Source organism: Agrobacterium sp. 22-226-1 (genome assembly GCF_053522345.1).
Genome location: NZ_JBNWCP010000006.1, coordinates 259,230 through 284,544, shown reverse-complemented (window position 1 = coordinate 284,544; position 25,315 = coordinate 259,230). Strand labels below are relative to the sequence as shown.

Annotated in this window: 17 protein-coding genes; 15 read left to right on the top strand and 2 right to left on the bottom strand. The window is 61.3% G+C overall.

The genetic code is table 11. The features are described 5' to 3' along the window. Nucleotides 1-144: 144 nt before the first annotated feature. From ACQZ5K_RS13320 to ACQZ5K_RS13305, 4 genes are all read left to right on the top strand, one after another. The gene (locus tag ACQZ5K_RS13320; RefSeq protein ID WP_448740558.1) at nt 145-1,221 is read left to right on the top strand and encodes an efflux RND transporter periplasmic adaptor subunit; all 1,077 of its coding nucleotides are present in this window, start codon (nt 145-147) and stop codon (nt 1,219-1,221) included. Then, nucleotides 1,221-2,306: an efflux RND transporter periplasmic adaptor subunit gene (locus tag ACQZ5K_RS13315; protein WP_448740557.1), complete on the top strand. Its 1,086-nt coding sequence runs from the start codon at nt 1,221-1,223 to the stop codon at nt 2,304-2,306. The genes ACQZ5K_RS13320 and ACQZ5K_RS13315 overlap by 1 nt, the downstream gene beginning before the upstream one ends. Beyond that, on the top strand, nt 2,303-5,374 hold the full coding sequence (locus ACQZ5K_RS13310; protein WP_448740556.1) for an efflux RND transporter permease subunit: 3,072 nt from the start codon (nt 2,303-2,305) through the stop codon (nt 5,372-5,374). The genes ACQZ5K_RS13315 and ACQZ5K_RS13310 overlap by 4 nt, the downstream gene beginning before the upstream one ends. Nucleotides 5,375-5,571: 197 nt before the next feature. Continuing rightward, a complete protein-coding gene (locus tag ACQZ5K_RS13305; protein WP_142780781.1) occupies nt 5,572-6,288 on the top strand; it encodes a FadR/GntR family transcriptional regulator in 717 nt (238 codons plus the stop codon). Here ACQZ5K_RS13305 and ACQZ5K_RS13300 read toward each other — a convergent pair. After that, the gene (locus tag ACQZ5K_RS13300; protein WP_448740555.1) at nt 6,257-7,684 is read right to left on the bottom strand and encodes an aspartate ammonia-lyase; all 1,428 of its coding nucleotides are present in this window, start codon (nt 7,682-7,684) and stop codon (nt 6,257-6,259) included. The genes ACQZ5K_RS13305 and ACQZ5K_RS13300 overlap by 32 nt on opposite strands. 273 nt (nt 7,685-7,957) lie before the next feature. Between ACQZ5K_RS13300 and ACQZ5K_RS13295 the strand changes: the two genes are divergently transcribed. The 9 genes from ACQZ5K_RS13295 (at nt 7,958) to ACQZ5K_RS13255 (ending at nt 18,935) form a co-directional block, all read left to right on the top strand. Next, the gene (locus ACQZ5K_RS13295) at nt 7,958-9,409 is read left to right on the top strand and encodes an amino acid permease (RefSeq protein ID WP_137453610.1); all 1,452 of its coding nucleotides are present in this window, start codon (nt 7,958-7,960) and stop codon (nt 9,407-9,409) included. Further along, complete coding sequence (locus tag ACQZ5K_RS13290) at nt 9,406-10,359, top strand: asparaginase (protein WP_448740554.1); 954 nt, start codon at nt 9,406-9,408, stop codon at nt 10,357-10,359. Before ACQZ5K_RS13295 ends, ACQZ5K_RS13290 begins: the two co-directional genes overlap by 4 nt. A gap of 375 nt (nt 10,360-10,734) precedes the next feature. Beyond that, nucleotides 10,735-10,824, top strand: a complete 90-nt coding sequence (gene kdpF / locus ACQZ5K_RS13285; protein ID WP_003506089.1) for a K(+)-transporting ATPase subunit F — start codon at nt 10,735-10,737, stop codon at nt 10,822-10,824. A gap of 33 nt (nt 10,825-10,857) precedes the next feature. After that, nucleotides 10,858-12,561 carry a potassium-transporting ATPase subunit KdpA gene (kdpA, locus tag ACQZ5K_RS13280; protein WP_174058076.1) on the top strand — a complete coding sequence of 568 codons (1,704 nt, stop codon included), beginning with the start codon at nt 10,858-10,860 and terminating at the stop codon, nt 12,559-12,561. A 9-nt stretch (nt 12,562-12,570) separates the two neighbouring features. Beyond that, complete coding sequence (locus tag ACQZ5K_RS13275; RefSeq protein WP_162936065.1) at nt 12,571-12,732, top strand: hypothetical protein; 162 nt, start codon at nt 12,571-12,573, stop codon at nt 12,730-12,732. 44 nt (nt 12,733-12,776) lie between these two features. Then, entirely contained in the window at nt 12,777-14,861 is a 2,085-nt protein-coding gene (gene kdpB / locus ACQZ5K_RS13270) for a potassium-transporting ATPase subunit KdpB (protein ID WP_448740553.1), read from the top strand. A 12-nt stretch (nt 14,862-14,873) separates the two neighbouring features. After that, a complete protein-coding gene (gene kdpC, locus ACQZ5K_RS13265; RefSeq protein WP_448740552.1) occupies nt 14,874-15,440 on the top strand; it encodes a potassium-transporting ATPase subunit KdpC in 567 nt (188 codons plus the stop codon). A gap of 54 nt (nt 15,441-15,494) precedes the next feature. Further along, nucleotides 15,495-18,197 (top strand): DUF4118 domain-containing protein, encoded by a 2,703-nt coding sequence (locus ACQZ5K_RS13260; RefSeq protein WP_448740551.1) that lies wholly within the window; start codon nt 15,495-15,497, stop codon nt 18,195-18,197. A 48-nt stretch (nt 18,198-18,245) separates the two neighbouring features. Next, nucleotides 18,246-18,935 (top strand): response regulator transcription factor, encoded by a 690-nt coding sequence (locus ACQZ5K_RS13255; RefSeq protein WP_448740550.1) that lies wholly within the window; start codon nt 18,246-18,248, stop codon nt 18,933-18,935. A gap of 30 nt (nt 18,936-18,965) precedes the next feature. Here the strand turns inward: ACQZ5K_RS13255 and ACQZ5K_RS13250 are convergent, their stop codons facing one another. Continuing rightward, a complete protein-coding gene (locus ACQZ5K_RS13250) occupies nt 18,966-20,018 on the bottom strand; it encodes a threonine aldolase family protein (RefSeq protein WP_448740549.1) in 1,053 nt (350 codons plus the stop codon). A gap of 373 nt (nt 20,019-20,391) precedes the next feature. On the opposite strand from ACQZ5K_RS13250, the gene gltB reads away from it, so the two are divergent. Both gltB and ACQZ5K_RS13240 read left to right on the top strand, forming a co-directional pair. Beyond that, nucleotides 20,392-25,137 carry a glutamate synthase large subunit gene (gene gltB / locus ACQZ5K_RS13245; RefSeq protein WP_448732457.1) on the top strand — a complete coding sequence of 1,582 codons (4,746 nt, stop codon included), beginning with the start codon at nt 20,392-20,394 and terminating at the stop codon, nt 25,135-25,137. 8 nt (nt 25,138-25,145) lie between these two features. Continuing rightward, on the top strand, nt 25,146-25,304 hold the full coding sequence (locus ACQZ5K_RS13240) for a hypothetical protein (RefSeq protein WP_448740602.1): 159 nt from the start codon (nt 25,146-25,148) through the stop codon (nt 25,302-25,304). The last annotated feature ends 11 nt before the right edge of the window (nt 25,305-25,315 follow it).

The window sequence follows — 25,315 nt, the reverse complement described above, 5'->3', positions numbered from 1 at the left end:
AGGTATGTGCCGGACGAGAGGGGAACGATCATTCGGGAACCTGTACCGATACTCCAGACAGCTCCCCGATCAGCGGCATAAGAATTTCATTGACTATTCAGTCAGTCAAATATTATAGGATGAGGCGAAGATCAAGAGGTCACCATGAGAACCATTCTTATCGCGGCGGCGCTTGGCGGTATTTTCGCCCTGTCGTCCTGCAGCAATGAAGAGCCGCCTGCCGAAAAGCCGCTCCGCATCGTCGATGTGGTCGCGGCTGAGAAAAAACCAGTCGATCGCGGCAGCGTCATTACGGGCGAAGTAAAGGCACGGGTCCAGACGGATCTGTCCTTCCGCGTCAGCGGCAAGATCACCGAGCGGCTGGTGGATGTGGGCGCAAGGGTGAAGACCGGGCAATTGCTTGCCCGCATGGATCCCGAAGAGCAAAAGGCCGATCTCGATGTCGCCCTGGCCAACCTGCAATCAGCGGAAGCGCAGCAGACGCAGGCGCAATTGACGTTCGACCGTCAGCAAAGCCTTTTCAAGACGCAGGTGACCTCGCGTTCGGCGGTCGACAAGGCCCAGGAGACCCTTCTCACGACGCAAGGGGCGGTGAGATCGGCGCAGGCGCAGCTCGATACGGCCCGCGATGCGCTTTCCTATACCGAACTCAGGGCGGATGCGGATGGCGTTATCACGGCGCGCAATGTCGAAGTCGGCCAGGTGGCGCAGGCCGCCCAGCTCGTCTTCACGCTGGCGCATGACGGGCCGCGCGATGCGGTCTTCGATGTCTACGAATCCCTTTTCCTTGAGCGTGATATCGACAATCTTGTCAATGTCAGCCTCCTGTCGGACCCCGCCCGCAGCGTTGCGGCGCCGGTGCGGGAGATTTCTCCGACGATAGACCCGGACAATGGAACGATCAGGGTCAAGGTGGGTCTGAGCGGCGATTTGACCATGCCGCTCGGCGCGCCCGTATCCGGCCATTTCCGCTTCAAACAGGTCGATGCGATTGAGCTTCCGTGGTCGGCGATGACGTCGCAGGACGGCTTCCCCGCCGTGTGGGTGGTCGATCCGCAATCCTCGGAAATCGCCATGCGGCGCGTCGAGGTCGCCGATTACGAGACGGGTCAATTCGTCATCACGCAGGGGCTTAATCCCGGCGATCTCGTCGTCACCGTCGGCACCAAATTTCTCCGCGCCGGTGAAAAGGTCGCCTATGAAAAGGGGCAGGCACAATAATGTCCAGTATATATAAATGCTTGTTTTTGTTGGCTGTGGCGATTGCGGTTTCCTCCTGCGAGGAAAAGCAGGAAGCCGCCGCCGAGGCGCCGCGCCCGGTGCTTTCCGTCGTCGTGGAAGAGAAGCCGGCCGATGCCCTGCGTCTGACCGGCACGGTGGAATCGCGCATTCAGACCGATCTCGGTTTTCGCGTGCTCGGGCGCATTATCGCCCGCAATGTCGATGTCGCCGATCTGGTGAAGAAGGGTGACGTGGTGGCGTCGATCGATCCGCTGGCGCTCGAGCTTGCGGTGAAGAGCGCGCAATCCGACCTCTCCAATGCGGAAGCGCAGCTGGCCAATGCAGTGACGACCGAGCAGCGCCAGCGCGTGCTGGCGGAAGCCCGCAGCGGCACGGAAGCCGCACTGGAAGAGGCCGAGCAGGCCACGCGCACCGCCAATGCATCCGTCGCCAAGGCGCGCGCCAATCTGGACAAGGCCGAGGAACAGCTGGGTTATGCGCAGCTGCATGCGGAATTTGACGGTGTGGTGACGGCAACTTCGGGCGAAATCGGTCAGGTCGTCTCGGCCGGGCAAACGGTCGTGACGATTGCCCGTCCGGAAGTGCGCGATGTGGTGGTCGACGTTCCGCAATTTGCGGCGCAGCGGCTGGAGATCGGCTCCGCCTTCGAGGTCGCCCTGCAGCTCGATCCGAAAATTCGCACCACCGGCGTGGTGCGCGAGATCGCTCCGGAAGCCGAAACGGCGACGCGCACGCGCCGCACGAAGATCAGCCTGCAGGACGCGCCGCCGACATTCCGGCTGGGGTCCGTCGTCACTGCTTCAGTGCTTGCCGCCTCCGAACCGCAGATCATGCTTCCGTCATCGGCCCTGCTGAAGACCGACAATGGATGGGGCGTCTGGATCGTCAATGCCGAGACGGCAACGGTGACGCTGCGCCCGGTCACGATAGAGGGCGAGCCTGCCGAAGGCGGCAGCGTCCGCATCACCGGCGGCGTCAAGCCCGGTGAGCGCGTTGCCAGCGCCGGCGTTCACAAGCTCAAGGATGGACAGGCCATCAGGATCGATCAGGAGGTCCGTCAGTGAAGAAATTCAATCTCTCCGACTGGGCGCTCGAACACCGTTCGCTCGTCTGGTACTTCATGCTGGTTTTCGTTCTTGCCGGCGTTTTCTCCTATCTCAACCTCGGTCGCGAGGAAGATCCGAACTTCACCATCAAGACCATGGTGATCAGCGCGCAATGGCCCGGCGCTTCCGCCGAAGAAGTGGCGCGGCAGGTGACCGACAGAATCGAGAAGAAGCTAGAGGAACTCGACAATCTCGATCATCTGCGCAGCCAGACTGTGGCCGGCCGCACGACGATCTTTGTGGAGCTGGTGCCGGAAACCAAGGCGCGCAACGTCGAGCCGACCTGGGTGCGGGTGCGCAACATGATTGGCGACATCAAGGGCGATTTCCCCTCGGGCGTCGTCGGCCCCTTCTTCAACGACCGCTTCGGCGATGTCTATGGCAATATCTACGCCTTCACCAGCGACGGTCTCAGCCAGCGACAATTGCGCGATCTGGTGGAAGATGCCCGTGCGAAGGTGCTGACCGTCGACAATATCGGCAAGGTCGATGTCATCGGCGCACAGGATGAGACGATCTATCTGGAGTTTTCCACGCGGCAGATCGCGGCGCTCGGCATCGACCAGCAGTCGATCATCAAGACGCTGCAAGCCCAGAACGCCGTCACGCAATCCGGCTTCGTGAATGCCGGGCCTGAGCGTGTGGCGCTGCGTGTAAGCGGCCAGTTCACCTCGGAAGACAGCCTGCGGTCCATCAATCTGCGGGTCAACAACCGCTTCTTCCCGCTGACGGAAGTGGCGACGATCCGGCGCGGTTATGTCGATCCGCCATCCTCGCTGTTCCGCTTCAACGGCCAGCCGGCCATCGGCCTTGCGATCGGCATGAAAACCGGCGCGAACCTGCTGCATTTCGGTGAGGCGCTGGATGCGCAGATGAAGCGGGTAGTTGCGGACCTGCCTGTTGGCGTCGATGTGCATCGCGTGTCCGATCAGCCGGCCGTGGTCGATGAGGCGGTCTCGGGCTTCACCTCGGCGCTGTTCGAGGCCATCGCCATCGTTCTCGTCATCAGCTTCATCAGCCTTGGCCTCAGGGCCGGAATGGTGGTTGCCGTTTCCATTCCGCTCGTGCTGGCGATCACCTTCGTCTACATGGAATATACCGGTATTTCCCTGCAGCGTATCTCTCTGGGCGCCCTCATCATCGCGCTCGGGCTTCTCGTCGACGATGCGATGATTGCCGTCGAGATGATGGTCGCGCGGCTTGAAGTGGGAGACGATCTCAGGAAAGCGGCGACCTATGTCTACACCTCGACCGCTTTCCCGATGCTGACCGGTACGCTGGTCACGGTTGCCGGCTTCATTCCGGTCGGTCTCAACAACAGCGCGGCGGGTGAATTCACCTTCACACTTTTTGTGGTGATCGCCGTTTCGCTGATCGTGTCATGGATCGTCGCGGTTCTTTTCACGCCGCTGCTCGGCGTGACGATCCTGCCGAAGACGATGAAATCGCACCATGAGAAAAAGGGCCGCTTTGCCTCTGCCTTTTCCTGGCTTCTCGGCCGGGCGCTGCGCTGGCGCTGGGTGACGATTATCCTCACCATTGCGCTGTTCGGCCTTTCCGTCGGCGGCATGGGCCTTGTGCAGCAGCAGTTCTTCCCGTCATCCGACCGCGTGGAGCTGATCGTTGACTGGAACCTGCCGCAGAACAGTTCGATTGCCGAGACCAACCGGCAGATGGCGCAGTTCGAGCAGGACATGCTGGCCAAGAATCCGGATATCGACCATTGGACAACCTATGTTGGTGAAGGCGCGCCGCGTTTCATTCTGTCCTTCGACGTGCAGACGCCTGATGTCACCTTCGGCCAGACGGTCATCGTCACCAAGGGGCTGGATGTCCGTGACAAGGTGCGTGCCGAGTTGCAGGACTATCTGAACAAGACTTTTATCGGCACCGACGCCTTCGTGAAACTGCTCGATATCGGTCCGCCGGTCGGAAAGCCGGTGCAATATCGCCTAAGCGGCCCTGATATCCAGAAGGTGCGCGAGCTCGGGCAGCAATTGTCGGGCATCGTCGGCGAACACCGGCTGCTGTCCAACATGGTCATGGACTGGAACGAGCCGACGCGCGTCGTCAAGGTCGATGTTCTGCAGGACAAGGCCCGCCAGCTTGGCGTCTCCTCGGAAGACATCGCCAATGCCATGAACAGCATTGTCGAGGGGTCCACCGTCACGCAGGTGAGGGACGATATCTATCTCGTCAACGTGGTGGCGCGGGCGCAGCTTTCGGAGCGCGGCTCCATCGAGACCTTGCAAAACCTGCAATTGCCGGCAACCAACGGCAAGGCCGTGCCGCTCTCGGCAATCGCCAATTTCCGCTATGAGCTGGAGCAGCCGACCATCTGGCGTCGTGACAGGATCCCGACGATTACCGTCAAGGCTGCTATTATCGGTCCGACGCAGCCGGCGACGATTGTGGAGCAACTGAAGCCGAAAATCGAGGCGTTCCAGAAAACGCTTCCCGTCGGCTACACACTGGAGACGGGCGGCTCGGTGGAATCCAGTGCGGATTCGCAAGCGCCGATCGTCGCTGTCGTGCCCATGATGCTGTTTGCGATGGCGACGATCCTGATGATCCAGTTGCAGAGCTTCAGCCGGCTGTTCCTGGTCTTTGCCGTGGCGCCGACAGCCCTGATCGGCGTCGTGGTGGCGCTGCTCTTCTCCAATGCGCCGATGGGCTTCGTTGCCATTCTCGGCGTGCTGGCGCTGATCGGTATCCTGATCCGCAACTCGGTCATCCTCGTCGTGCAGATCGAGCATCTGAGAAGCGAAGGGGTCTCGGCATGGCGCGCCGTCATCGAGGCGACCGAGCACCGCATGCGGCCGATCATGCTGACGGCGGCGGCGGCCACACTTGCCCTCATCCCCATCTCCCGGGAAATCTTCTGGGGCCCGATGGCCTATGCGATGATGGGCGGTATCGTGGTGGGCACGGCGCTTACGCTGCTTTTCCTGCCGGCGCTCTATGTCGCGTGGTTCCGCATCCCGCGTGAGGATGACAAGCCGGAGGTAGCGGAAATCAAGGCGTAATATCTGACGTGGAGCGAGGGTGCGGCGATGCTGCATCCTCGCTCCAACAAAAATATCCGCCGTCGTTGTTCCGGCGGGCAGGATAATGTTAGGAAGGTCGGCTTGGCCGCGAGAGCGGCGGCCGTCCTTTGCGTTTGGGCGGTTGTCCGGTTTTGCGTTGATATTGCGAACATATTGAGAGTGCGGAGGGTTTGAAGATGGGCGGGTTGTCGGATTGGCTAGCGGATGCGCAGCCGATCAATCGCAAGAATGCCGCAGAAGCGGTGTTCGATGATATCCGTTCCGCCATCACCTCGGGGCAGCTTGCGGTCGGCACACGGCTGCCTTCCGAAGCCCATCTGGCCGCCCGATATGGCGTCAGCCGGCCGATTATTCGCGAGGCTTTGCGGTCGCTCCAGACCCTGGGGCTGACGCAGACCCGCACCGGAAGCGGCACCTATGTGATGACGCCGACCCCGCCTTCCGAATTGAATTACGGCGCCTATTCCGCCCGCGATCTGATCGAGGCCCGCCCCTTCATCGAAGTTCCTGCGGCCGGATGGGCGGCGTTGAGGCGCACGGATGCTCAGCTGGAAGTCCTGCTTGACCTCTGTGATCGGATGGAAGCCGAAGAAAGGCCGCATCCCTGGGTGCTGCTGGATGGGCAATTCCATTGCGCCATTGCCGAAGCTTCGGCCAACAGGCTGTTCGCCAAGGTGGTGGCCGATGCCCGCGAGGCGCTCTCCCAACAGTCAGAGATGGTCAACCTGATGGCCGGTCGCCGCGTTGCCTCGAATTTCGAGCACCGCCGGATCGTCGAGGCGATCCGGCGGGGTTCAGCGCCTGAGGCGCGGGAGGCGATGGAGCTTCACCTTGGGCAGGTGAAGCAGGTAGTGACCACGATTATTGGCGAAGATCGGCTTCGCCAGCCGTGACGGCGGGCAGGTTGGCAAGGTGCCGCGGGCTTAGTGCCTGCTGCAATTGCGCATCGGTGAGATAACCGCGTTCCAGAACCACCTGCGGCACGGTGCGGCCACTGGCAAGTGCTTCCTTCGCCACTTCGGTCGCCGCATAATAACCGATCAACGGGTTGAGCGCGGTGGCGAGACCGATGGATTCTTCCACGCGCTGCGCCATGATCGCCGGATTGGCGACGATGCCGTCGACGCAGCGTTCCGCCAGCGTGCGGCAGGCCGCGCTGAGCTGGCTGATGCTCTGTGAAAGCGCGCGCACGATGATCGGCTCGAAAGCGTTCAGCTGCAGCTGCCCGGCTTCGGCCGCCATGGTGATGGTGATGTCATTGCCGATCACCGCATAGGCCACCTGATTGACCACTTCGGGAATGACCGGGTTGATCTTGCCTGGCATGATGCTGGAACCCGCCTGAACGGAGGGCAGGGTGATTTCGCCGATGCCGGCGCGCGGGCCGGAAGAGAGCAGGCGAAGGTCGTTGCAGGTTTTCGACAGCTTCACGGCAACGCGTTTCAGCACACCGGAGAGATGCACGAAAGCGCCGGGGTCCTGCGTGGCTTCGATAAGGTCCGCCGCCGTCACCAGCGGGCGTCCGGTCAGTTCCGCCAGATGCTGGCAGGCAAGCTCGGCATAACCGCGCGGCGCATTCAGCCCGGTACCGATGGCTGTTGCTCCGAGATTGATCTCGTGCAGAAGTGCTGCGGATTCGATGAGGCGCGCCTGATCTTCTCCCAGCATCACCACGAAGGTGCGGAATTCCTGGCCGAGCGTCATCGGCACGGCGTCCTGCAATTGCGTGCGGCCGATCTTGATGAAGCCCGCGAATTCCTGCGCCTTGCGGTCGAAGACATCCTTCAGCACGCCCATGGAAGCCGCCAGATCGTCGATGGCCTCTATCAGCCCGACATTGATCGCGGTCGGATAGGCGTCGTTGGTCGACTGGCTGAGATTGACATGGTCATTGGGGTGAAGGCGGGCATAATCGCCTTTTTCGTGGCCAAGCAGTTCGAGCGCGCGGTTGGCAATGACCTCATTGGCGTTCATGTTGGTGGAGGTGCCGGCGCCGCCCTGGATTTCATCCACCACGAACTGCTCATGCAGCGCGCCGGCGCGGATTTCGCGGCAGGCCTCGGCGATGGCTTCCATGCGTTCTGTGTCCAGAAGGCCGAGCTCGTGATTTGCGCGTGCCGCCGCCTCCTTCACATAGGCCAGTCCCCTGACGAGATAGGGGTTGTGGCCGATGGTCACCCCGGTGATCTTGAAGTTTTCCACGGCGCGCGCCGTGTGCACGCCCCAATAGACATCCGCCGGAATTTCCTTCGTCCCGAGCAAATCATGCTCCTTGCGCGTCACGCTCACTTTTTCCTCCACTGGCTTTTAAGCGTTGCTATATCTGTAAAGCTGTCTTACAGATTTTTCGACCTTAATTCGGGGGGAGGAGAAGGTCAATCATATCGAATACGCTTGACGAACGGCATTATCTGCCATTATGAGGGGCGAAAATCTGTCATGCAGCTTTACAGCGTGCATGAGCATGCATGCTGGCCATATTCCAGCGCGGACTGTGCCAGTTTCATTTTCATTTCCGGCTTATCGCCGACTGCAAGCACTTTATCGGGAGGATAAATATCCATGCATTCTGGAAAAACGGCGTCTGCCGACCGTGAGGTCTTCGTCGAAGAAGACCTCGGTTACCACAAGGCCCTCAAGCCGCGTCAGATCCAGATGATCGCCATTGGCGGCGCCATCGGCACCGGGCTTTTCCTCGGTGCGGGCGGGCGTCTGGCGCAGGCCGGCCCGGCGCTGGTGTTCGTTTATGCGCTGTGCGGTTTCTTCGCGTTTCTGGTGCTGCGCGCGCTCGGCGAACTGATCATGCATCGCCCGAGCTCCGGTTCCTTCGTGTCCTATGCCCGCGAATTCTACGGCGAGAAAATGGCCTTCGCCGCCGGCTGGATGTATTGGCTGAACTGGGCCATGACCTCGGTGGCGGATGTGACCGCCGTTGCGCTCTACATGAATTTCTTCAAGCAATATGTTCCGTGGCTCGCTGGTATCGACCAATGGGTCTTTGCGATGACGGCGCTTCTGGTCGTGCTGGCGATGAACATGCTGTCGGTGAAGGTCTTCGGTGAGCTTGAATTCTGGTTCAGCCTCATCAAGGTGCTGGCGCTTGCGATCTTCCTCGTGGTCGGCATTTATTTCGTCATCTTCGGCACTCCCATCGAAGGACATGTCACCGGCTTCAGCATCATCACCGATAATGGCGGCTTCTTCCCCAACGGTATTTTGCCAGCCTTCGTCATCATACAGGGCGTCGTCTTCGCTTATGCCTCCATCGAACTGATCGGCACGGCGGCAGGCGAGACGGAAGACCCGCGCAAGGTCATGCCCCGCGCCATCCGCGCCGTCGTCCTGCGTCTCGTGGTCTTTTATGTCGGTTCGGTGCTGCTGTTCGCGCTGCTTCTGCCCTACACCGCCTACAAGGCCGGCGAGAGCCCCTTCGTCACCTTCTTCGGTTCCATCGGTGTGCAGGGCGCTGACGTGATCATGAACCTCGTCGTTCTGACCGCCGTGCTGTCCTCGCTCAATGCCGGGCTTTATTCCACCGGCCGCATCCTGCATTCCATGGCGGTTTCCGGCTCTGCTCCGGCGGCGCTGGCGAAGATGAACAAGAATGGCGTGCCTTATGGCGGCATTGCGGTCACGGCCGTCGTCACCGTTCTCGGCGTGGCCCTGAATGCGGTCGTTCCCTCCGCCGCTTTCGAAATCGCGCTTAACCTGTCGGCGCTCGGCATCATCTGCGCATGGGCGGTTATCGTGCTTTGCCAGCTGAAGCTCTGGCAGCTTTCCAAGCGTGGTGAACTCGTGCGTCCGGATTTCCGCATGTTCGGCGCGCCCTATACCGGCATTCTCACGCTCATCTTCCTGTTCGGTGTGCTGGTGCTGATGGCCTTCGATTATCCCGTCGGCTCCTGGACAATCGCTTCGCTACTGGTCATCATCCCGGCGCTCGTCATCGGCTGGTATCTCTTGCGTGACCGCATCTACCGCCTTGCGGACGAGCGTGCGGGAGCATCGCAGTGAGCGGGCAGGACGCAACGCCTCTGGTGGCGGTCATCGCCACCGGCGGCACCATCGCCAGCCGGCGTGGTGCCGATGGCGTGAGCACGCCCAGCCTCTCGGGTGAGGATCTGCTGGCGCTGGTTCCGCAGATCAACGCCCGGCTGAAGCCGGTTGATCTGATGGCGAAGGATTCCTCCAGCCTGACACTGGCGGACATGCAGCGCATCAGCGATGCGGTGGGTACCGAGCTCGATGATCCCGCCGTTACCGGCATCGTGGTTCTGCATGGCACCGACGCCATGGAAGAATCCTCGCTGCTCGTGCATTTGCAGCGGGCCATCACAAAGCCGGTGGTCTTCACCGGCGCACAGTTTACCGCAGACCATAAGGACGCGGACGGGCCGGCCAATCTGGCCCGGGCCATAGAAACAGCGCTTGATCGAGCGAATGCCGCAAAAGGCGTGCTCCTCTCCTTCGGCGGCCGCTGTCTGCCGGCCTGGGGGCTTTATAAACTGAGCGCGGACGAGGCGGACGCCTTCCGCTCCGCCCGGCCGTTGGCTGCCGCCGCAACGCTGCGGCTTTCCGCCCCGGTAACCGATCAGCGCGTCGATATCGTCGCCATTCATCCCGGCTGTGACGCGACCCATATCGATGCAAGCCTGCAGGCGGGCGCGAAAGGCATCGTCCTTGCCGCACTCGGTTCCGGCAACGCCAATCCGCGTATCGCCGAAGCCGTGAAGCGCTGCGCCGAACGCGGCGTTCCCGTCATCGTTTCCAGCCGTGTGCCGGAAGGGCGGCTGGTGGCGACCTATGGCGGCGGCGGCGGCGGGCATGACCTTGTCGCGGCGGGCGCCGTGCATTCATCCACGCTTCGCCCGGGCCAGGCCCGCATTTTGCTGGCAGCGCTGCTGGCCGGTAAAAGTCCGGCGGAAACCATCGTTTCCGCTTTCGGTGACAGCCCGCTCTCTTAGAGCATTTCCAGGAAAAGTGGACCCCGGTTTTCCGTCCGGAAATGCGTCAAAACTCTAAGTAGCGGCAGCGATGCCCGCGACCGGCGGGCATCGAAATTCCTATAGGATTCCTATTTTATTGCCTCTGTGGCCGTCTCGAACCTTTATGCGGTTCGGGTGCATTCTTCTGTGCGGGAAGGGATGGTGTTCCCTTCTCAGCCAGAAAGAATGAAAAGCGACGTCCCACATGACGGCGCTTTTCTTCCTGTCCGGCTCCTCGAATAAAAAGGAGTCCCATCGATGATGGATGTTGTTCTGATCGGCGCAGCGACGGTGTTTTTCGCCCTCTGCTTTGCCTATACGCGCGCCTGCGACCGGCTTTAGGCGGAGGCTGCGATGACATTCGACTATATCTTGAGCGGTGCCGTCACGGTCTTTATCGCCGCCTATCTCACCTATGCTCTCATTCGCCCCGAACGTTTCTGATCGGGAAGCGGCGGCTATTGAAAGTTCAATACCATGACCCTCAATGGATGGTTTCAGATTCTGCTGTTTTGCGGGATCATTTTTGCGCTGGTGAAGCCGCTCGGCTTCTATATGGCGCGTGTCTTTAATGGCGAGCGCACCCTGCTGTCGCCAGTTCTCGCACCGGTCGAGCGCGGCCTTTATGCCCTTGCCGGGACAAGCGAGCGTGAGGAGCAGCACTGGACGACCTATGCTTTCTCCATGCTTCTCTTCAACCTGCTCGGTTTTGCCCTGCTTTATGCCCTGATGCGCTTTCAGGCGGTGCTGCCCTATAATCCGCAGGGAATGGCGGCCGTGGGGCCGGAATTGTCCTTCAATACGGCGGTCAGCTTCGTCACCAACACCAACTGGCAGAATTATGGCGGCGAAAGCACCCTGTCCTATCTGACCCAGATGGCGGGTCTCACCGTGCAGAACTTCGTTTCCGCCGCAACAGGCATGGCCATCGCCATCGGCCTGATCCGCGCGTTTTCCCGCGCCTCCGGCAAGGCGATCGGCAATTTCTGGGTGGATATGGTCCGCTCCACGCTCTACGTGCTTTTACCCCTCTGCATCGTGCTGACCCTCGTTTATGTCTGGCTCGGCGTGCCGCAGACGCTCGGCGCCTATGTGAATGCGCAGACGCTGGAAGGCGCGCAGCAGACGATTGCCGTCGGCCCCGTCGCGTCGCAGCTGGCGATCAAGATGCTGGGCACCAATGGCGGCGGCTTCTTCAACGCCAATTCGGCGCATCCCTTCGAAAATCCTGACGCCATTTCCAACATGATCCAGATGGTGTCGATCTTCGCCATTGGCGCCGCCTTTACCAACGTCTTCGGCCGCATGGTCGGCAACCAGCGCCAGGGCTGGGCGATCCTCGCCGCCATGGGTACGCTGTTTATCGCCGGCGTCGCCGTCACCTATTGGGCGGAAGCGGCCGGAAACCCGCTGATGCACAGCTTCGGTCTTGCCGGCGGCAATATGGAAGGCAAGGAGGTCCGCTTCGGCGTGGCACTCTCGTCGCTCTTCGCGGTCATCACCACGGCGGCCTCCTGCGGTGCTGTCAATGCCATGCATGGCAGCTTCACGGCGCTGGGCGGCCTTATCCCGCTCATCAACATGCAGCTGGGTGAAGTGATCGTCGGCGGTGTCGGCGCGGGTTTTTACGGCATTCTGCTCTTCATCGTCATCGCCATCTTCGTGGCGGGGCTGATGGTCGGGCGCACGCCGGAATATCTCGGCAAGAAGATCGAGGCCAAGGAAATGAAGATGGCGGTTCTGGCCATTCTCTGCCTGCCGCTCGCCATGCTGGTCTTCACGGCAACGGCCACCGTGCTGCCCTCGGCGGTCGCATCGATCGGCACGGCAGGGCCGCACGGCTTCTCCGAAATTCTCTATGCCTATACCTCGGCGGCCGCCAATAACGGCTCGGCCTTCGGCGGCCTCACCGGCAACACCACCTGGTACAACATCACGCTTGGTCTCGGCATGCTGATGGGACGTTTTCTGGTGATCATTCCGGCACTCGCCATTGCCGGTTCGCTGGTCACCAAGAAGACCGTTCCGGCCTCGGCCGGCACCTTCCCGACGGATGGCCCGCTTTTTGTCGGCCTGCTTGTCGGCACGATCCTGATTGTCGGCGGCCTTACCTTCCTGCCTGCACTGGCGCTCGGCCCCGTTGCCGAACATCTGGTGATGGCGGCAGGCCAGCTCTTCTGAGGTGATGCCATGAACGACAAGTCCCGAAATAACCGCATCGTTTCCACCCGCAAAGGCGCTCCCGGCAGGGGGAGCGCCACGCCCGGCGGCTGGTGCGCTTCCAATGTCATTCTCGCGATGATGGCGGCTCTCGTCGCCGCCGTTGTCGCTCTCGAAGTTATCACGGGTTGATCGACCTTCATCGGTCGCCCTGTTTCAAACGCTGGAGCCTCTTCATGAGCCAGTCCAAACAAGCGAGCATCCTCGATTCTCGCATTCTCGTGCCGGCCATTGCCGCCGCATTCAAAAAGCTCAACCCACGCACGCTTGCCCGCAATCCGGTCATGTTCGTAGTCGCGACGGTGTCGGTGTTGACAACAGTGCTGTTCATCCACGATCTCATCATGGGCGGCGCCAATCTCGGCTTTTCCTTCCAGATCAATCTCTGGCTCTGGTTTACCGTATTGTTCGCCAATTTCGCGGAAGCCGTCGCCGAAGGGCGCGGCAAGGCGCAGGCGGATTCGCTGCGTCGGACCCGCACCGAAACCCAGGCGAAACTGCTCACCGGCGATGATCGCAGCCAGTATAAGATGGTGGCGGGCACCAACCTGAAGGTGAACGATGTCGTTCTCGTCGAGGCGGGTGATATCATCCCCTCCGACGGTGAGGTCATCGAAGGTGTCGCCTCCGTCAACGAGGCGGCAATCACCGGCGAATCCGCCCCCGTCATCCGCGAATCCGGCGGTGATCGCTCTGCCGTCACCGGCGGCACGCAGGTGCTGTCGGACTGGATCAGGGTTCGCATCACCGCCGCTGCCGGTTCCACCTTCCTCGACCGGATGATTTCGCTGGTCGAAGGCGCTGAACGCCAGAAGACGCCGAACGAGATCGCGCTCAACATTCTGCTCGCCGGCATGACGCTGATCTTCGTGCTGGCCACCGCGACCATTCCGAGCTTTGCATCCTATGCCGGCGGTTCGATCCCGATCATCGTGCTGGTGGCGCTGTTCGTGACGCTCATCCCCACTACCATCGGCGCGCTTCTGTCCGCCATCGGCATTGCCGGCATGGACAGGCTGGTTCGTTTCAACGTACTCGCCATGTCCGGCCGCGCTGTCGAGGCGGCCGGCGATGTCGATACGCTGCTGCTCGACAAGACCGGCACCATCACCCTCGGTAATCGGCAGGCGACCGAGTTTCGTCCCGTTGCCGGTGTTTCCGAGCAGGAACTGGCCGATGCGGCCCAGCTTGCCTCCCTTGCCGACGAAACCCCGGAAGGCCGCTCCATCGTGGTTCTCGCCAAGGAAAAATACGGCATCCGCGCCCGCGACATGCAGAAGCTGCATGCGAATTTCGTTCCCTTCACCGCCCAGACCCGCATGAGCGGTGTCGATTTCGAAGGTTCCTCCATTCGCAAGGGCGCAGTCGACGCCGTTCTTGCCTATGTTAATGGCGGCGCTTCGCAACAGGGCAATGTGGCGCTTGCCGTCAAAACCGAAACGGACGCCGCACGCGGCATCCGGACAATTGCGGAAGAGATCGCCAAGACCGGCGGCACGCCGCTCGCCGTCGTGCGGGATGGAAAGCTGCTCGGCGTCGTGCAACTGAAGGATATCGTCAAGGGCGGCATTCGCGAGCGTTTCGCAGAGCTTCGCCGCATGGGCATCCGCACGGTGATGATTACCGGCGACAACCCGATGACGGCCGCGGCAATAGCAGCGGAAGCCGGCGTCGATGATTTCCTCGCCCAGGCAACGCCGGAAAACAAGCTGGAGCTTATCCGCGAGGAACAGGCCAAGGGCAAGCTCGTCGCCATGTGCGGCGACGGCACCAACGACGCACCGGCGCTGGCGCAGGCCGATGTCGGCGTTGCCATGAACACGGGTACGGTGGCGGCACGCGAGGCGGGCAATATGGTCGATCTCGATAGCGATCCGACCAAACTCATCGAGATCGTCGAAATCGGCAAACAATTGCTGATGACGCGCGGCGCGCTGACGACGTTCTCCATCGCCAACGATATCGCCAAATATTTTGCCATTATCCCGGCAATGTTCCTGGCGCTCTATCCGCAGCTTGGCGTTCTGAATGTGATGGGGCTTTCGACACCGCAGAGCGCCATCCTGTCGGCCATCATCTTCAACGCACTCATCATCATCGCGCTCATCCCGCTCTCGCTGAAGGGTGTCAAATATCGGCCGATCGGCGCGGGCGCGCTGCTGTCGCGCAATCTGGTCATTTATGGCCTCGGCGGCATCATCGTTCCCTTCATCGGCATCAAGGTCATCGACCTCGCCGTCACGGCGCTCGGTCTCGCCTGAGGAGTAAAGACAATGTTCAAACAGCTTCGTCCCGCACTGGTGCTCATCCTCGCCACCACCGCCATCACCGGTCTTGCCTATCCTCTGGGCATGACGGGTCTCGCGCAGGCGATCTTCCCCTTTCAGGCCAATGGCAGCCTCATCGAAAAGAGTGGTGCGGTTGTGGGTTCGCACTTGATCGGGCAGGCCTTTGCCAGTGAGAAATATTTCCATGGCAGGCCATCGGCTGCCGGCGATGGTTATAATGCCGCTTCGTCCTCGGGCTCCAATCTCGGTCCGACGAGCGCCAAGCTCATCGACCGGGTGAAACAGGATTACGAGGCCGCAAAAGCCGAAAATCCGGCGGCCGAGGTTCCGGCCGATCTGGTGACGGCTTCGGGCAGCGGCCTTGATCCGCATGTTTCGCCGGAGGCCGCTTATTTTCAGATTCCCCGTGTCGCCAGGGCAAGGGGCATGGATGAGGCATCCCTGCGTGCCATCGTCGAGCGCCATGTCGAAGGACCGGAACTCGGATTCATGGGAGAGCCGGTCGTGAATGTGCTGGCGCTCAACATGGCTCTTGACGCAGCCGGCTCATGAACTGAAATGGCTATGGCTTGTTCGCAAGCCATAGCCTCGACACTGGTGGGTTAAATGCCTGACGACAATCGCGATATGCCGAGCCGACCATCGCCCGATGCGCTGCTGGAAAACGCCCGGCGCGAGGCGCGGGGCCGGCTGAAGATATTTTTAGGGGCGGCGCCCGGCGTCGGCAAGACCTATGAAATGCTGATGTCCGGCCGGGCGAAGCTGGCGGAGGGGGTGGATGCCGTCATCGGCGTTGTGGAAACCCATGGCCGCCGTGAAACCGAAACGCTGGTGCAGGGTTTCGAGATCGTCGCACGCCGGCGTATCGATTATCGCGGTCAGGTGCTGGAAGAGATGGATCTCGATGCCATTCTCGCCCGTCGTCCCGCCCTGGTTCTGGTCGATGAACTGGCCCACACCAATGCCGCCGGCAGCCGCCACCCCAAGCGCTACATGGACGTTCAGGAAATTCTGGCGCAGGGCATCGACGTCTATACGACGCTGAACATCCAGCATGTCGAAAGCCTGAACGATGTCGTTGCGCAGATCACCCGCATCCGTGTTCGTGAAACAGTGCCCGACAGCATCATCGACCGGGCCGACGATGTCGAAATCATCGATATTACGCCAGACGATCTGATCAAGCGCCTGCAGGATGGCAAGGTTTACCTGCCCCGCACCGCCCGGCGCGCCATCGAGAATTATTTTTCTCGCGGCAACCTGACGGCGCTGCGCGAACTCGCACTTCGCCGCACCGCGCAACGGGTGGATGAGCAATTGCTCAACCACATGCAGTCCCATGCCATTTCCGGCCCGTGGGCCGCTGGAGACCGGGTTCTGGTTTGCCTGGACCATGGCGGCAACGGTCCGGGGCTGGTGCGTTATGCCCGCCGGCAGGCAGATCGTCTGCGTGCACCATGGACGGCGCTGCATCTCGATACGCCGCGTTCGCAACAATTGTCGGAGGCGGAAAAGGACCGGCTGGCCGGAACGATGCGGCTTGCCCAGCAGCTTGGCGGCGAGACGGTGACCCTGCCGGCGCTCGACCTGACACGGGAGATCATCTCCTACGCCAACGCCAATAATTTCACCCACATCATCATCGGCCGCCCGCGAAAATCCTGGTGGCAGCGGATTTTTCAGCGCTCGCTGACGCATGATCTGATCGACCATGCGGGCGATATCAGCGTTCACGTCATTTCCGGCGATAAAAAAGAAGAGAAGCCGGGCCAGGCCGCAAAGCCGGCCTCGGCGCAATCGTATCGTTCTATACGGCCCTATCTTAACAGCACCCTGTTCGTCGGCTTGGCGATCGTGGCCGGCATAGTGCTCGACCAAACGCTCGATGTCAGAAATCTGGCGCTGGTGTTCCTGATGGCGGTCTTGGCCGCCGCCGTGCGCGGCGGGCTGGGGCCAGCGCTTTATGCTTCCCTGCTCGGCGCTTTTGCATTCAATTTTTTCTTCCTTGAGCCGCGTTACACCCTGACCGTTCGCGATCCGGAAAGTGTCGTGGCGCTGCTGTTTTATCTTGGCGTGGCGCTTGTCGCCTCCAATCTCACGGCGGCCGTGCAACGGCAGGCCGCCGCCGCGCGGGCAAGGGCGCGAACGACGGAAGATTTATATCTGTTCTCGAAGAAGCTTTCGGTGACGGGAACGCTGGACGATGTGCTGTGGGCGGCCGCTTTCCAGATGGCCTCGATGCTGAAGGTTCGGATCGTTCTGCTTCTGCCGGAAAACAATACGATCACGGTCAAGGCGGGGTATCCGCCGGACGATACGCTTGTCGATGCCGATATTGCCGCCGCGCAATGGGCCTGGGAACATAACAAGGCTGCCGGCAGGGGCGCGGATACGCTGCCCGGCGCCAAACGGCTTTATCTGCCCCTGCGCACCGGCAGCGGCGCCGTCGGCGTGGTGGGGCTGGACGATGACCGGCTTGGCCCGCTTCTGACGCCGGAACAGCAGCGGCTGTTCGATGCCCTGGCCGATCAGGCGGCACTTGCCATCGAGCGAATCCAGCTCGTCTCGGATGTCGACCGGGCGAGGTTTGCGGCGGAAACCGACCGGCTGCGCACCGCGCTTCTGACATCCATCTCCCATGATCTCAAGACGCCGCTTGCGGCCATTCTGGGCTCGGCCGGAACGCTGAAGGATTTCGCCGAGGACATCCCGCCGGATGCGCGCGCCGAACTGCTTTCGACGATCGTCGAGGAATCCGAGCGGCTGAACCGGTTCATCTCCAATCTTCTTGATATGACGCGGATCGGTTCGGGCGCGATGGAGCCGAATTACGGTCTGCATTTCGTGGGCGATATGGTCGGAACCGCACTTTCGCGCGCCGCGAAAATCGTCGTCAGGCATGAGATCGTTCTGGATATTCCTTCCGACCTGCCGATGCTGAAGGTCGACCCTGTGCTTTTCGAACAGGTTCTGTTCAATCTCATCGACAATGCCGCCAAATACGCTCCCGAACATACCGCTATCGAGATTGGTGGCTGGCGGCAGGGGAAGAATATCTTCCTCTCCGTGGCGGATGCAGGGCCGGGTATTCCACCCGACGATACGGAACGGGTGTTTGACAGTTTCTACCGGGTACGCAAGGCGGATCATGTGCAGGCCGGAACGGGCCTGGGGCTATCCATCTGCAAGGGGTTTATCGAGGCCATGGGCGGCTCGATCCGCGCGGAAAACAGGTCGGGCCGCACCGGTGCGCAGTTTACCGTCAGTCTGCCGGTTCCCGCCGATGCGCCGGTGATAGACCATGATTAAGGCGCGATTGCCGGCGACAAGCAGCTATGCCGCTGAGGGAGATCGGGAATGACCAATTCCGCCGTTCGTATTCTGATCGTCGACGACGAACCGCCGATCCGCAAGCTTTTGCGCGTAGGCCTGTCGACCCAGGAATATGCGGTGAGCGAGGCGATGAATGCGAAGGTCGCCATGGAGCTGGTCAGTGAAGACAAGCCCGATCTCGTCGTTCTCGATCTCGGCCTGCCGGATATGTCGGGTCATGATCTTCTGGCGAAATGGCGCGGCGAAGGGCTGGCGCTGCCGGTCATCATCCTCTCCAGCCGCACGGATGAGGCGGGTATCGTCGAGGCGCTTGAACTGGGGGCGGATGATTACATCACCAAGCCTTTCGGCATGAACGAACTGGTTGCCCGCATCCGTGTCGCCCTGCGCCATCGTCTGCAAAGCCAGGGGGAGAGGCCGGTGTTCCAGACCGGCGATCTTTCCGTCGATCTGGTCCGGCGCATCGTCAAGGTGGAGGACCGGGAGGTGAAGCTCTCGCCCAAGGAGTATGACATCCTGCGGGTTCTGGTGCAGCATGCCGGCAAGGCGCTGACGCACCGTTTTCTGCTGGAGCATGTATGGGACGAACTGACCGACGTGCAATATTTGCGGGTCTATGTGCGCCAGCTTCGCCAGAAGATCGAAAAAATCCCGGATCAGCCGCGCTATATTCTGACGGAAACCGGGGTCGGTTACCGGCTGCAGGAGGTATGAAGGCGCCGCAAGGCGACGCCCTCCGATAGTTTAAACGGCGGCGCAGATCGACAGGAATTCGTCCACATCGGCCTCGGTCGTCGCAAAGCTGGTGACCATGCGGATCAGCACTTCGTCCTTGCCGACCTTTTCCGGCATGTCGCGCGGCTCCAGCCAGTCATAGAACTTCGCACCCTTTGCCGTGGCGGCTTCTGCGGCGGCCTTTGGCAGAATGGCAAAAACTTCATTGGCCTGGGTCGGCCAGGCAAGGCGGGCGCTGTTCAGCGAAGCGAAACCGGCGCGCAGCCGGTTGGCCATGGCGTTGGCGTGGCTGGCGAGGCCGAGCCACAGGTCGTCCTGCAGATAGGCCTCGAACTGCGCGGCGATGAAGCGCGACTTGGAAAAAAGCTGGGCTGTGCGCTTGCGCAGGAAGGAAAAATCCCGGGCGAGCGAAGGATCGAAGAAGACGATGGCTTCCGCACACCAGCAGCCATTTTTCGTGCCGCCGAAAGACAGGACGTCGACGCCGCGTTTCCAGGTCATTTCGGCGGGCGTGGTGTCGAGGGCAGCCAGCGCGTTGGCGAAACGCGCGCCATCCATATGCAGCGGCAGGCCATTATCCTTGGCGATTTTGGCGATGGCGTCGATTTCATCGAGTGTGTAGACCGTGCCGGCCTCGGTCGCCTGCGTCATGGTGATGGCTGCGGCGCGGCCGTGATGCACGGCATCCTGCGGATAACGCGCAATGCGCTCGACGAGGTTCTCCGGCAGCATCTTGCCGTTCGGTCCCTCGACGGCGACCATGCGCATGCCGGAAAAGAAATCCGGCGCGCCGCATTCGTCCTCGATCACATGCGCTTCGGAGTGACAGAAGGTCAGGCCGCCGGCGCGGGCGATGCTGGCCAGCGAAAGCGAATTGGCCGCCGTGCCGGTGGCCACGAAAAACACCGCGACCTCGCGCTCGAAAATCTCGTTGAAGCGCTTTTCGATGGAGAGATCGAGTTCGCTGGTGCCGTAAGCGGCGGCAAAGCGCGTGGATTCCCGTGAAAGCCGTTCGTTGACGGCAGGGTGGGCGCCGGCCCAATTGTCTGAAGCAAAAAACATCTCTGAAGGCTTTCCGATGGCTGGGGTTCTGGTTTGGGAATGCGTGGCGCGATGAACGGCAAAGTTCTATGACCTAAGATTGCGATTGGCAAATCCGGCAATGAAAGCAATGGCTCTGCGGGTCTTGCGATAAGAAAGTTTCGCGCAATAGGTCAGTATCGAAACTTCGCTGCAAAATGGGGCTTTCACTAATTGGATTCGCACCCTTGCTAAATTCGCCTGTTTCTGCCAAAATCCTCGTGAATTGAGACAGCTTTGCTGTCCTAAATTTGATCGAGCCGGATTGAATGCGGATTTTGCGGGAAGCGAAAATTCGCGGTCGAGCCGGATCTTCGCATGAAACCATGCAAGTAATTTTGCAGGAGGGACAAAAATGACGAACAAGCCGCAGGCGGAAATCGCCGCCGCCACCCTGACCACAGACTGTCCCACCGCGGCTGCGGCCGCACCCGTTTCTGCGAAAGCGCGTTTCGCGGGCGGTTTGCCGGAAAGGCAGGGTCTTTACGATCCGGCCAATGAACATGACGCCTGCGGCGTCGGCTTCGTTGCCCATATGAAGGGCGCCAAGTCGCACCAGATCGTCAAGGACGGCCTGTTCATCCTTGAAAACCTGACGCATCGCGGCGCCGTCGGCGCCGATCCCCTGATGGGCGATGGTGCGGGCATTCTCGTGCAGATTCCCGACCGCTTCTTCCGCGAGGAAATGGCCGCGCAGGGCGTTACCCTGCCGAAGGCCGGCGAATATGCCGTCGGCCACATCTTTATGCCGCGCGATCCTTCCCGCATCGAGCACTACAAGAAGGTCATCGTCGACGTCATCGGCGAAGAGGGGCAGCAGTTCCTCGGCTTCCGCGATGTGCCGGTCGATAATTCCTCGCTCTCCAAGGCGCCGGATATCGCAGCGACCGAACCGCACCATGTGCAGGTCTTCATCGGTGCCGGCCGCGATGCCGCGAGCAATGCCGATTTTGAGCGCAAGCTGTTCCTGATCCGCAAGGTACTGTCCAACCGCATCTATGACGAGGGCGGCGGCAAGGAAACGCAGGATTTCTATCCGGTTTCCCTCTCCTCCTCGACCATCGTTTACAAGGGCATGTTCCTCGCCTATCAGGTGGGCGCCTATTACAAGGATCTGGCCGATCCGCGCTTCGAATCCGCGGTTGCGCTGGTGCATCAGCGTTTTTCGACCAACACCTTCCCGTCCTGGAAGTTGGCGCACCCCTACCGCATGGTCGCCCACAACGGCGAAATCAACACGCTGCGCGGCAACGTCAACTGGATGGCGGCGCGTCAGGCGTCGGTTTCCTCCGTGCTGTTCGGCGACGATATCTCCAAGCTCTGGCCGATCTCCTATGAAGGCCAGTCGGATACGGCCTGCTTCGACAACGCGCTCGAATTCCTCGTGCGCGGCGGCTACTCCATGGCCCATGCCGTGATGATGCTGATCCCGGAAGCCTGGGCCGGCAACCAGTCCATGTCGGCCGAACGCAAGGCATTCTACGAATATCACGCAGCGCTGATGGAGCCGTGGGACGGCCCGGCTGCCGTCGCCTTCACCGATGGCAAGCAGATCGGCGCGACGCTCGACCGCAACGGCCTGCGCCCGGCGCGTTACCTCGTCACCGATGACGACCGCATCATCATGGCGTCGGAAGCCGGCACGCTGCCGGTGCCGGAAGAGCGCATCGTCAAGAAGTGGCGCTTGCAGCCCGGCAAGATGCTGCTGATCGACATGGAAAAGGGCTCCATCGTTTCCGACGAGGAAGTCAAACACGAGCTTGCCGCCAAGCACCCCTATCGCACCTGGCTCGACCGCACGCAGCTCATCCTCGAAGAGCTGAAGCCGGTTGAACCGCGCGCGCTGCGCCGCGATGTGTCGCTGCTCGACCGTCAGCAGGCCTTTGGCTACACCAGCGAAGATACCAAGCTCCTGATGTCGCCGATGGCGACGACCGGTCAGGAAGCCATCGGCTCGATGGGCACCGATACGCCGATCTCGGCCATGTCGGAAAAGTCGAAGCTGCTTTACACCTATTTCAAGCAGAACTTCGCGCAGGTGACCAACCCGCCGATCGATCCGATCCGCGAAGAGCTTGTCATGAGCCTCGTGTCCTTCATCGGTCCGCGCCCGAACATTCTCGACCATGAAGGTGCCGCCCGCGCCAAGCGTCTGGAAGTGCGCCAGCCGATCCTGACTAATGGCGATCTGGAAAAAATCCGCTCCATCGGCCACACGGAAGACCGTTTCGACACCAAGACGCTCGACTTCACCTATGATGTGGAGCGCGGCGCCGAAGGCATGCCTGAAATGCTCGACCGCCTGTGCGAGCGCGCTGAATCGGCCGTTCGCGGCGGTTACAACATCATCGTTCTCTCCGACCGCCAGCTTGGCCCGGACCGCATCGCGATCCCCGCCCTTCTGGCGACGGCTGCCGTGCACCATCACCTGATCCGCAAGGGTCTGCGCACCTCGGTCGGTCTCGTCGTGGAAACCGGCGAACCGCGCGAAATCCACCATTTCTGTCTGCTGGCCGGTTATGGTGCCGAGGCGATCAACCCCTATCTCGCCTTCGACACGCTGCTCGACATGCACAAGCACGGCGCCTTCCCGAAGGAAGTCTCCGACGATGAAGTCGTCTATCGCTATATCAAGGCGGTGGGTAAGGGCATCCTCAAGGTCATGTCCAAGATGGGCATTTCCACCTACCAGTCCTATTGCGGCGCGCAGATCTTCGACGCCATCGGTCTGTCTTCGGAATTCGTCGAGAAATATTTCTTCGGCACCGCCACCTCCATCGAAGGTGTCGGCCTGACGGAGATTGCCGAAGAAACCGTGACACGCCACACGGCGGCCTTTGGCAAGGACCCGATCCTTGCCAACACGCTCGATATTGGCGGCGAATACGCCTATCGCATGCGCGGCGAAAGCCACGCCTGGACGCCGGATGCGGTTGCCTCGCTGCAGCACGCCGTGCGCGGCAACAGCCAGGATCGCTACCGCGAATTCGCCGGCATGGTGAATGAGACGGCGCTGCGCATGAACACCATTCGCGGCCTGTTCAAGGTCAAGTCGGCGGAAGCGCTTGGCCGCAAGCCGGTTTCCATCGACGATGTCGAGCCGGCGGCTGATATCGTCAAGCGTTTCTCCACTGGCGCCATGTCCTTCGGTTCGATCAGCCGCGAGGCGCATACCACGCTTGCGATTGCCATGAACCGTATCGGCGGCAAGTCCAACACGGGTGAGGGCGGCGAAGAATCCGACCGTTACATGCCGCTGTTGAACGGTAAGCCGAATCCGGAACGCTCCGCCATCAAGCAGATCGCTTCCGGACGCTTCGGTGTGACGACGGAATACCTTGTCAATGCCGACATGCTGCAGATCAAGGTGGCGCAGGGCGCAAAGCCCGGCGAAGGCGGCCAGCTGCCCGGCCATAAGGTGGATGCGACCGTTGCCAAAACCCGTCACTCGACCCCGGGTGTCGGCCTCATCTCGCCGCCGCCGCATCACGATATCTACTCCATCGAAGATCTGGCGCAGCTGATCTACGACCTGAAGAACGTCAACCCGGAAGCCGATGTTTCGGTGAAGCTGGTGTCGGAAGTCGGCGTCGGCACGGTTGCGGCCGGTGTCGCCAAGGCGCGCGCCGACCATATCACCGTTGCCGGTTTCGATGGCGGCACGGGTGCTTCGCCGCTCACCTCGCTGAAGCACGCCGGTTCCCCATGGGAAATCGGCCTTGCCGAGACCCAGCAGACGCTGGTGCTGAACGGCCTTCGCTCGCGCGTGGCGCTACAGGTGGACGGCGGTCTGAAGACCGGCCGCGATGTCATCATCGGCGCGCTGCTCGGCGCGGATGAATTCGGCTTCGCCACCGCGCCGCTGATTGCGGCCGGCTGCATCATGATGCGCAAGTGCCATCTCAATACCTGCCCGGTGGGCGTGGCTACGCAGGACCCGGTTCTGCGCAAGCGCTTCAAGGGCACGCCGGAACATGTCATCAACTACTTCTTCTTCGTGGCCGAAGAAGTGCGCGAAATCCTCGCTTCGCTTGGCGTTACCAGGCTGGACGAGATCATCGGCGCTTCCGAGCTGCTCGAGAAGGATGAGATGTTGGCGCACTGGAAGGCCAAGGGGCTGGATTTCAACCGCATCTTCCACAAGGTCGAAGCTCCGAAGGAAGCAACCTTCTGGACCGAGCGCCAGAAGCACCCGATCGACGATATTCTCGACCGCAAGCTGATCGAGAAGTCCCTGCCCTCGCTCGAAAACCGCGAACCCGTAGTTTTCGAAGTGCCGATCAAGAACGTCGACCGTTCCGCCGGCGCCATGCTGTCGGGTGCGCTCGCCAAGCGCTGGGGTCACAAGGGCCTGAAAGACGACACGATCCACGTCACCCTCAAGGGAACGGCGGGCCAGTCCTTCGGCGCGTTCCTCGCACGCGGCATCACCTTCGATCTGGTGGGTGACGGTAACGATTATGTCGGCAAGGGTCTGTCGGGTGGCCGCATCATCGTGCGCCCGCCGGAAAACACCCGTATCGTTGCGGAAAACTCGATCATCGTCGGCAATACCGTTCTTTACGGCGCGATCACCGGCGAGTGCTATTTCCGTGGCGTGGCTGGCGAGCGTTTCGCGGTGCGTAACTCCGGCGCGGTCGCGGTTGTTGAAGGTGTCGGCGACCACGGTTGCGAATATATGACCGGCGGCATCGTCGTTGTTCTCGGTGAAACGGGCCGCAACTTCGCGGCCGGCATGTCCGGCGGCGTGGCTTATGTTCTCGACGAGAAGGGCGATTTCGCCACCCGCTGCAACATGGCCATGGTCGAGCTGGAGCCGGTTCCGGAAGAAGACGATATGCTGGAGAAGCTCCACCATCACGGCGGCGACCTCATGCACAAGGGACGTGTGGACGTTTCCGAGGACATGACGCGCCACGACGAGGAGCGTCTCTACCAGCTGATCTCGAACCACTTCCATTACACGAACTCGTCGCGCGCCAAGGATATACTCGACCGCTGGAGCGAGTTCCGTCCGAAGTTCCGCAAGGTCATGCCGGTCGAATACCGTCGTGCGCTTGAGGAAATGGAGCGCATGCGCATGGGCGTGGCGGCGGAGTAATCCGCCGCGTGAGGATACTACAGCAACTGGTCTCGCTGATGATCGCGGTCGCCGTTCCCACGGCGATCACCTGGACGAGCGGCGAGACCGGATTTGAGTTCATCGTATTAGGGGCGGTTATTGGTTTCGCCACCTGGTACTGGGGCCCGACAGGCGCCCCGCTTTGATGTGAGGACAT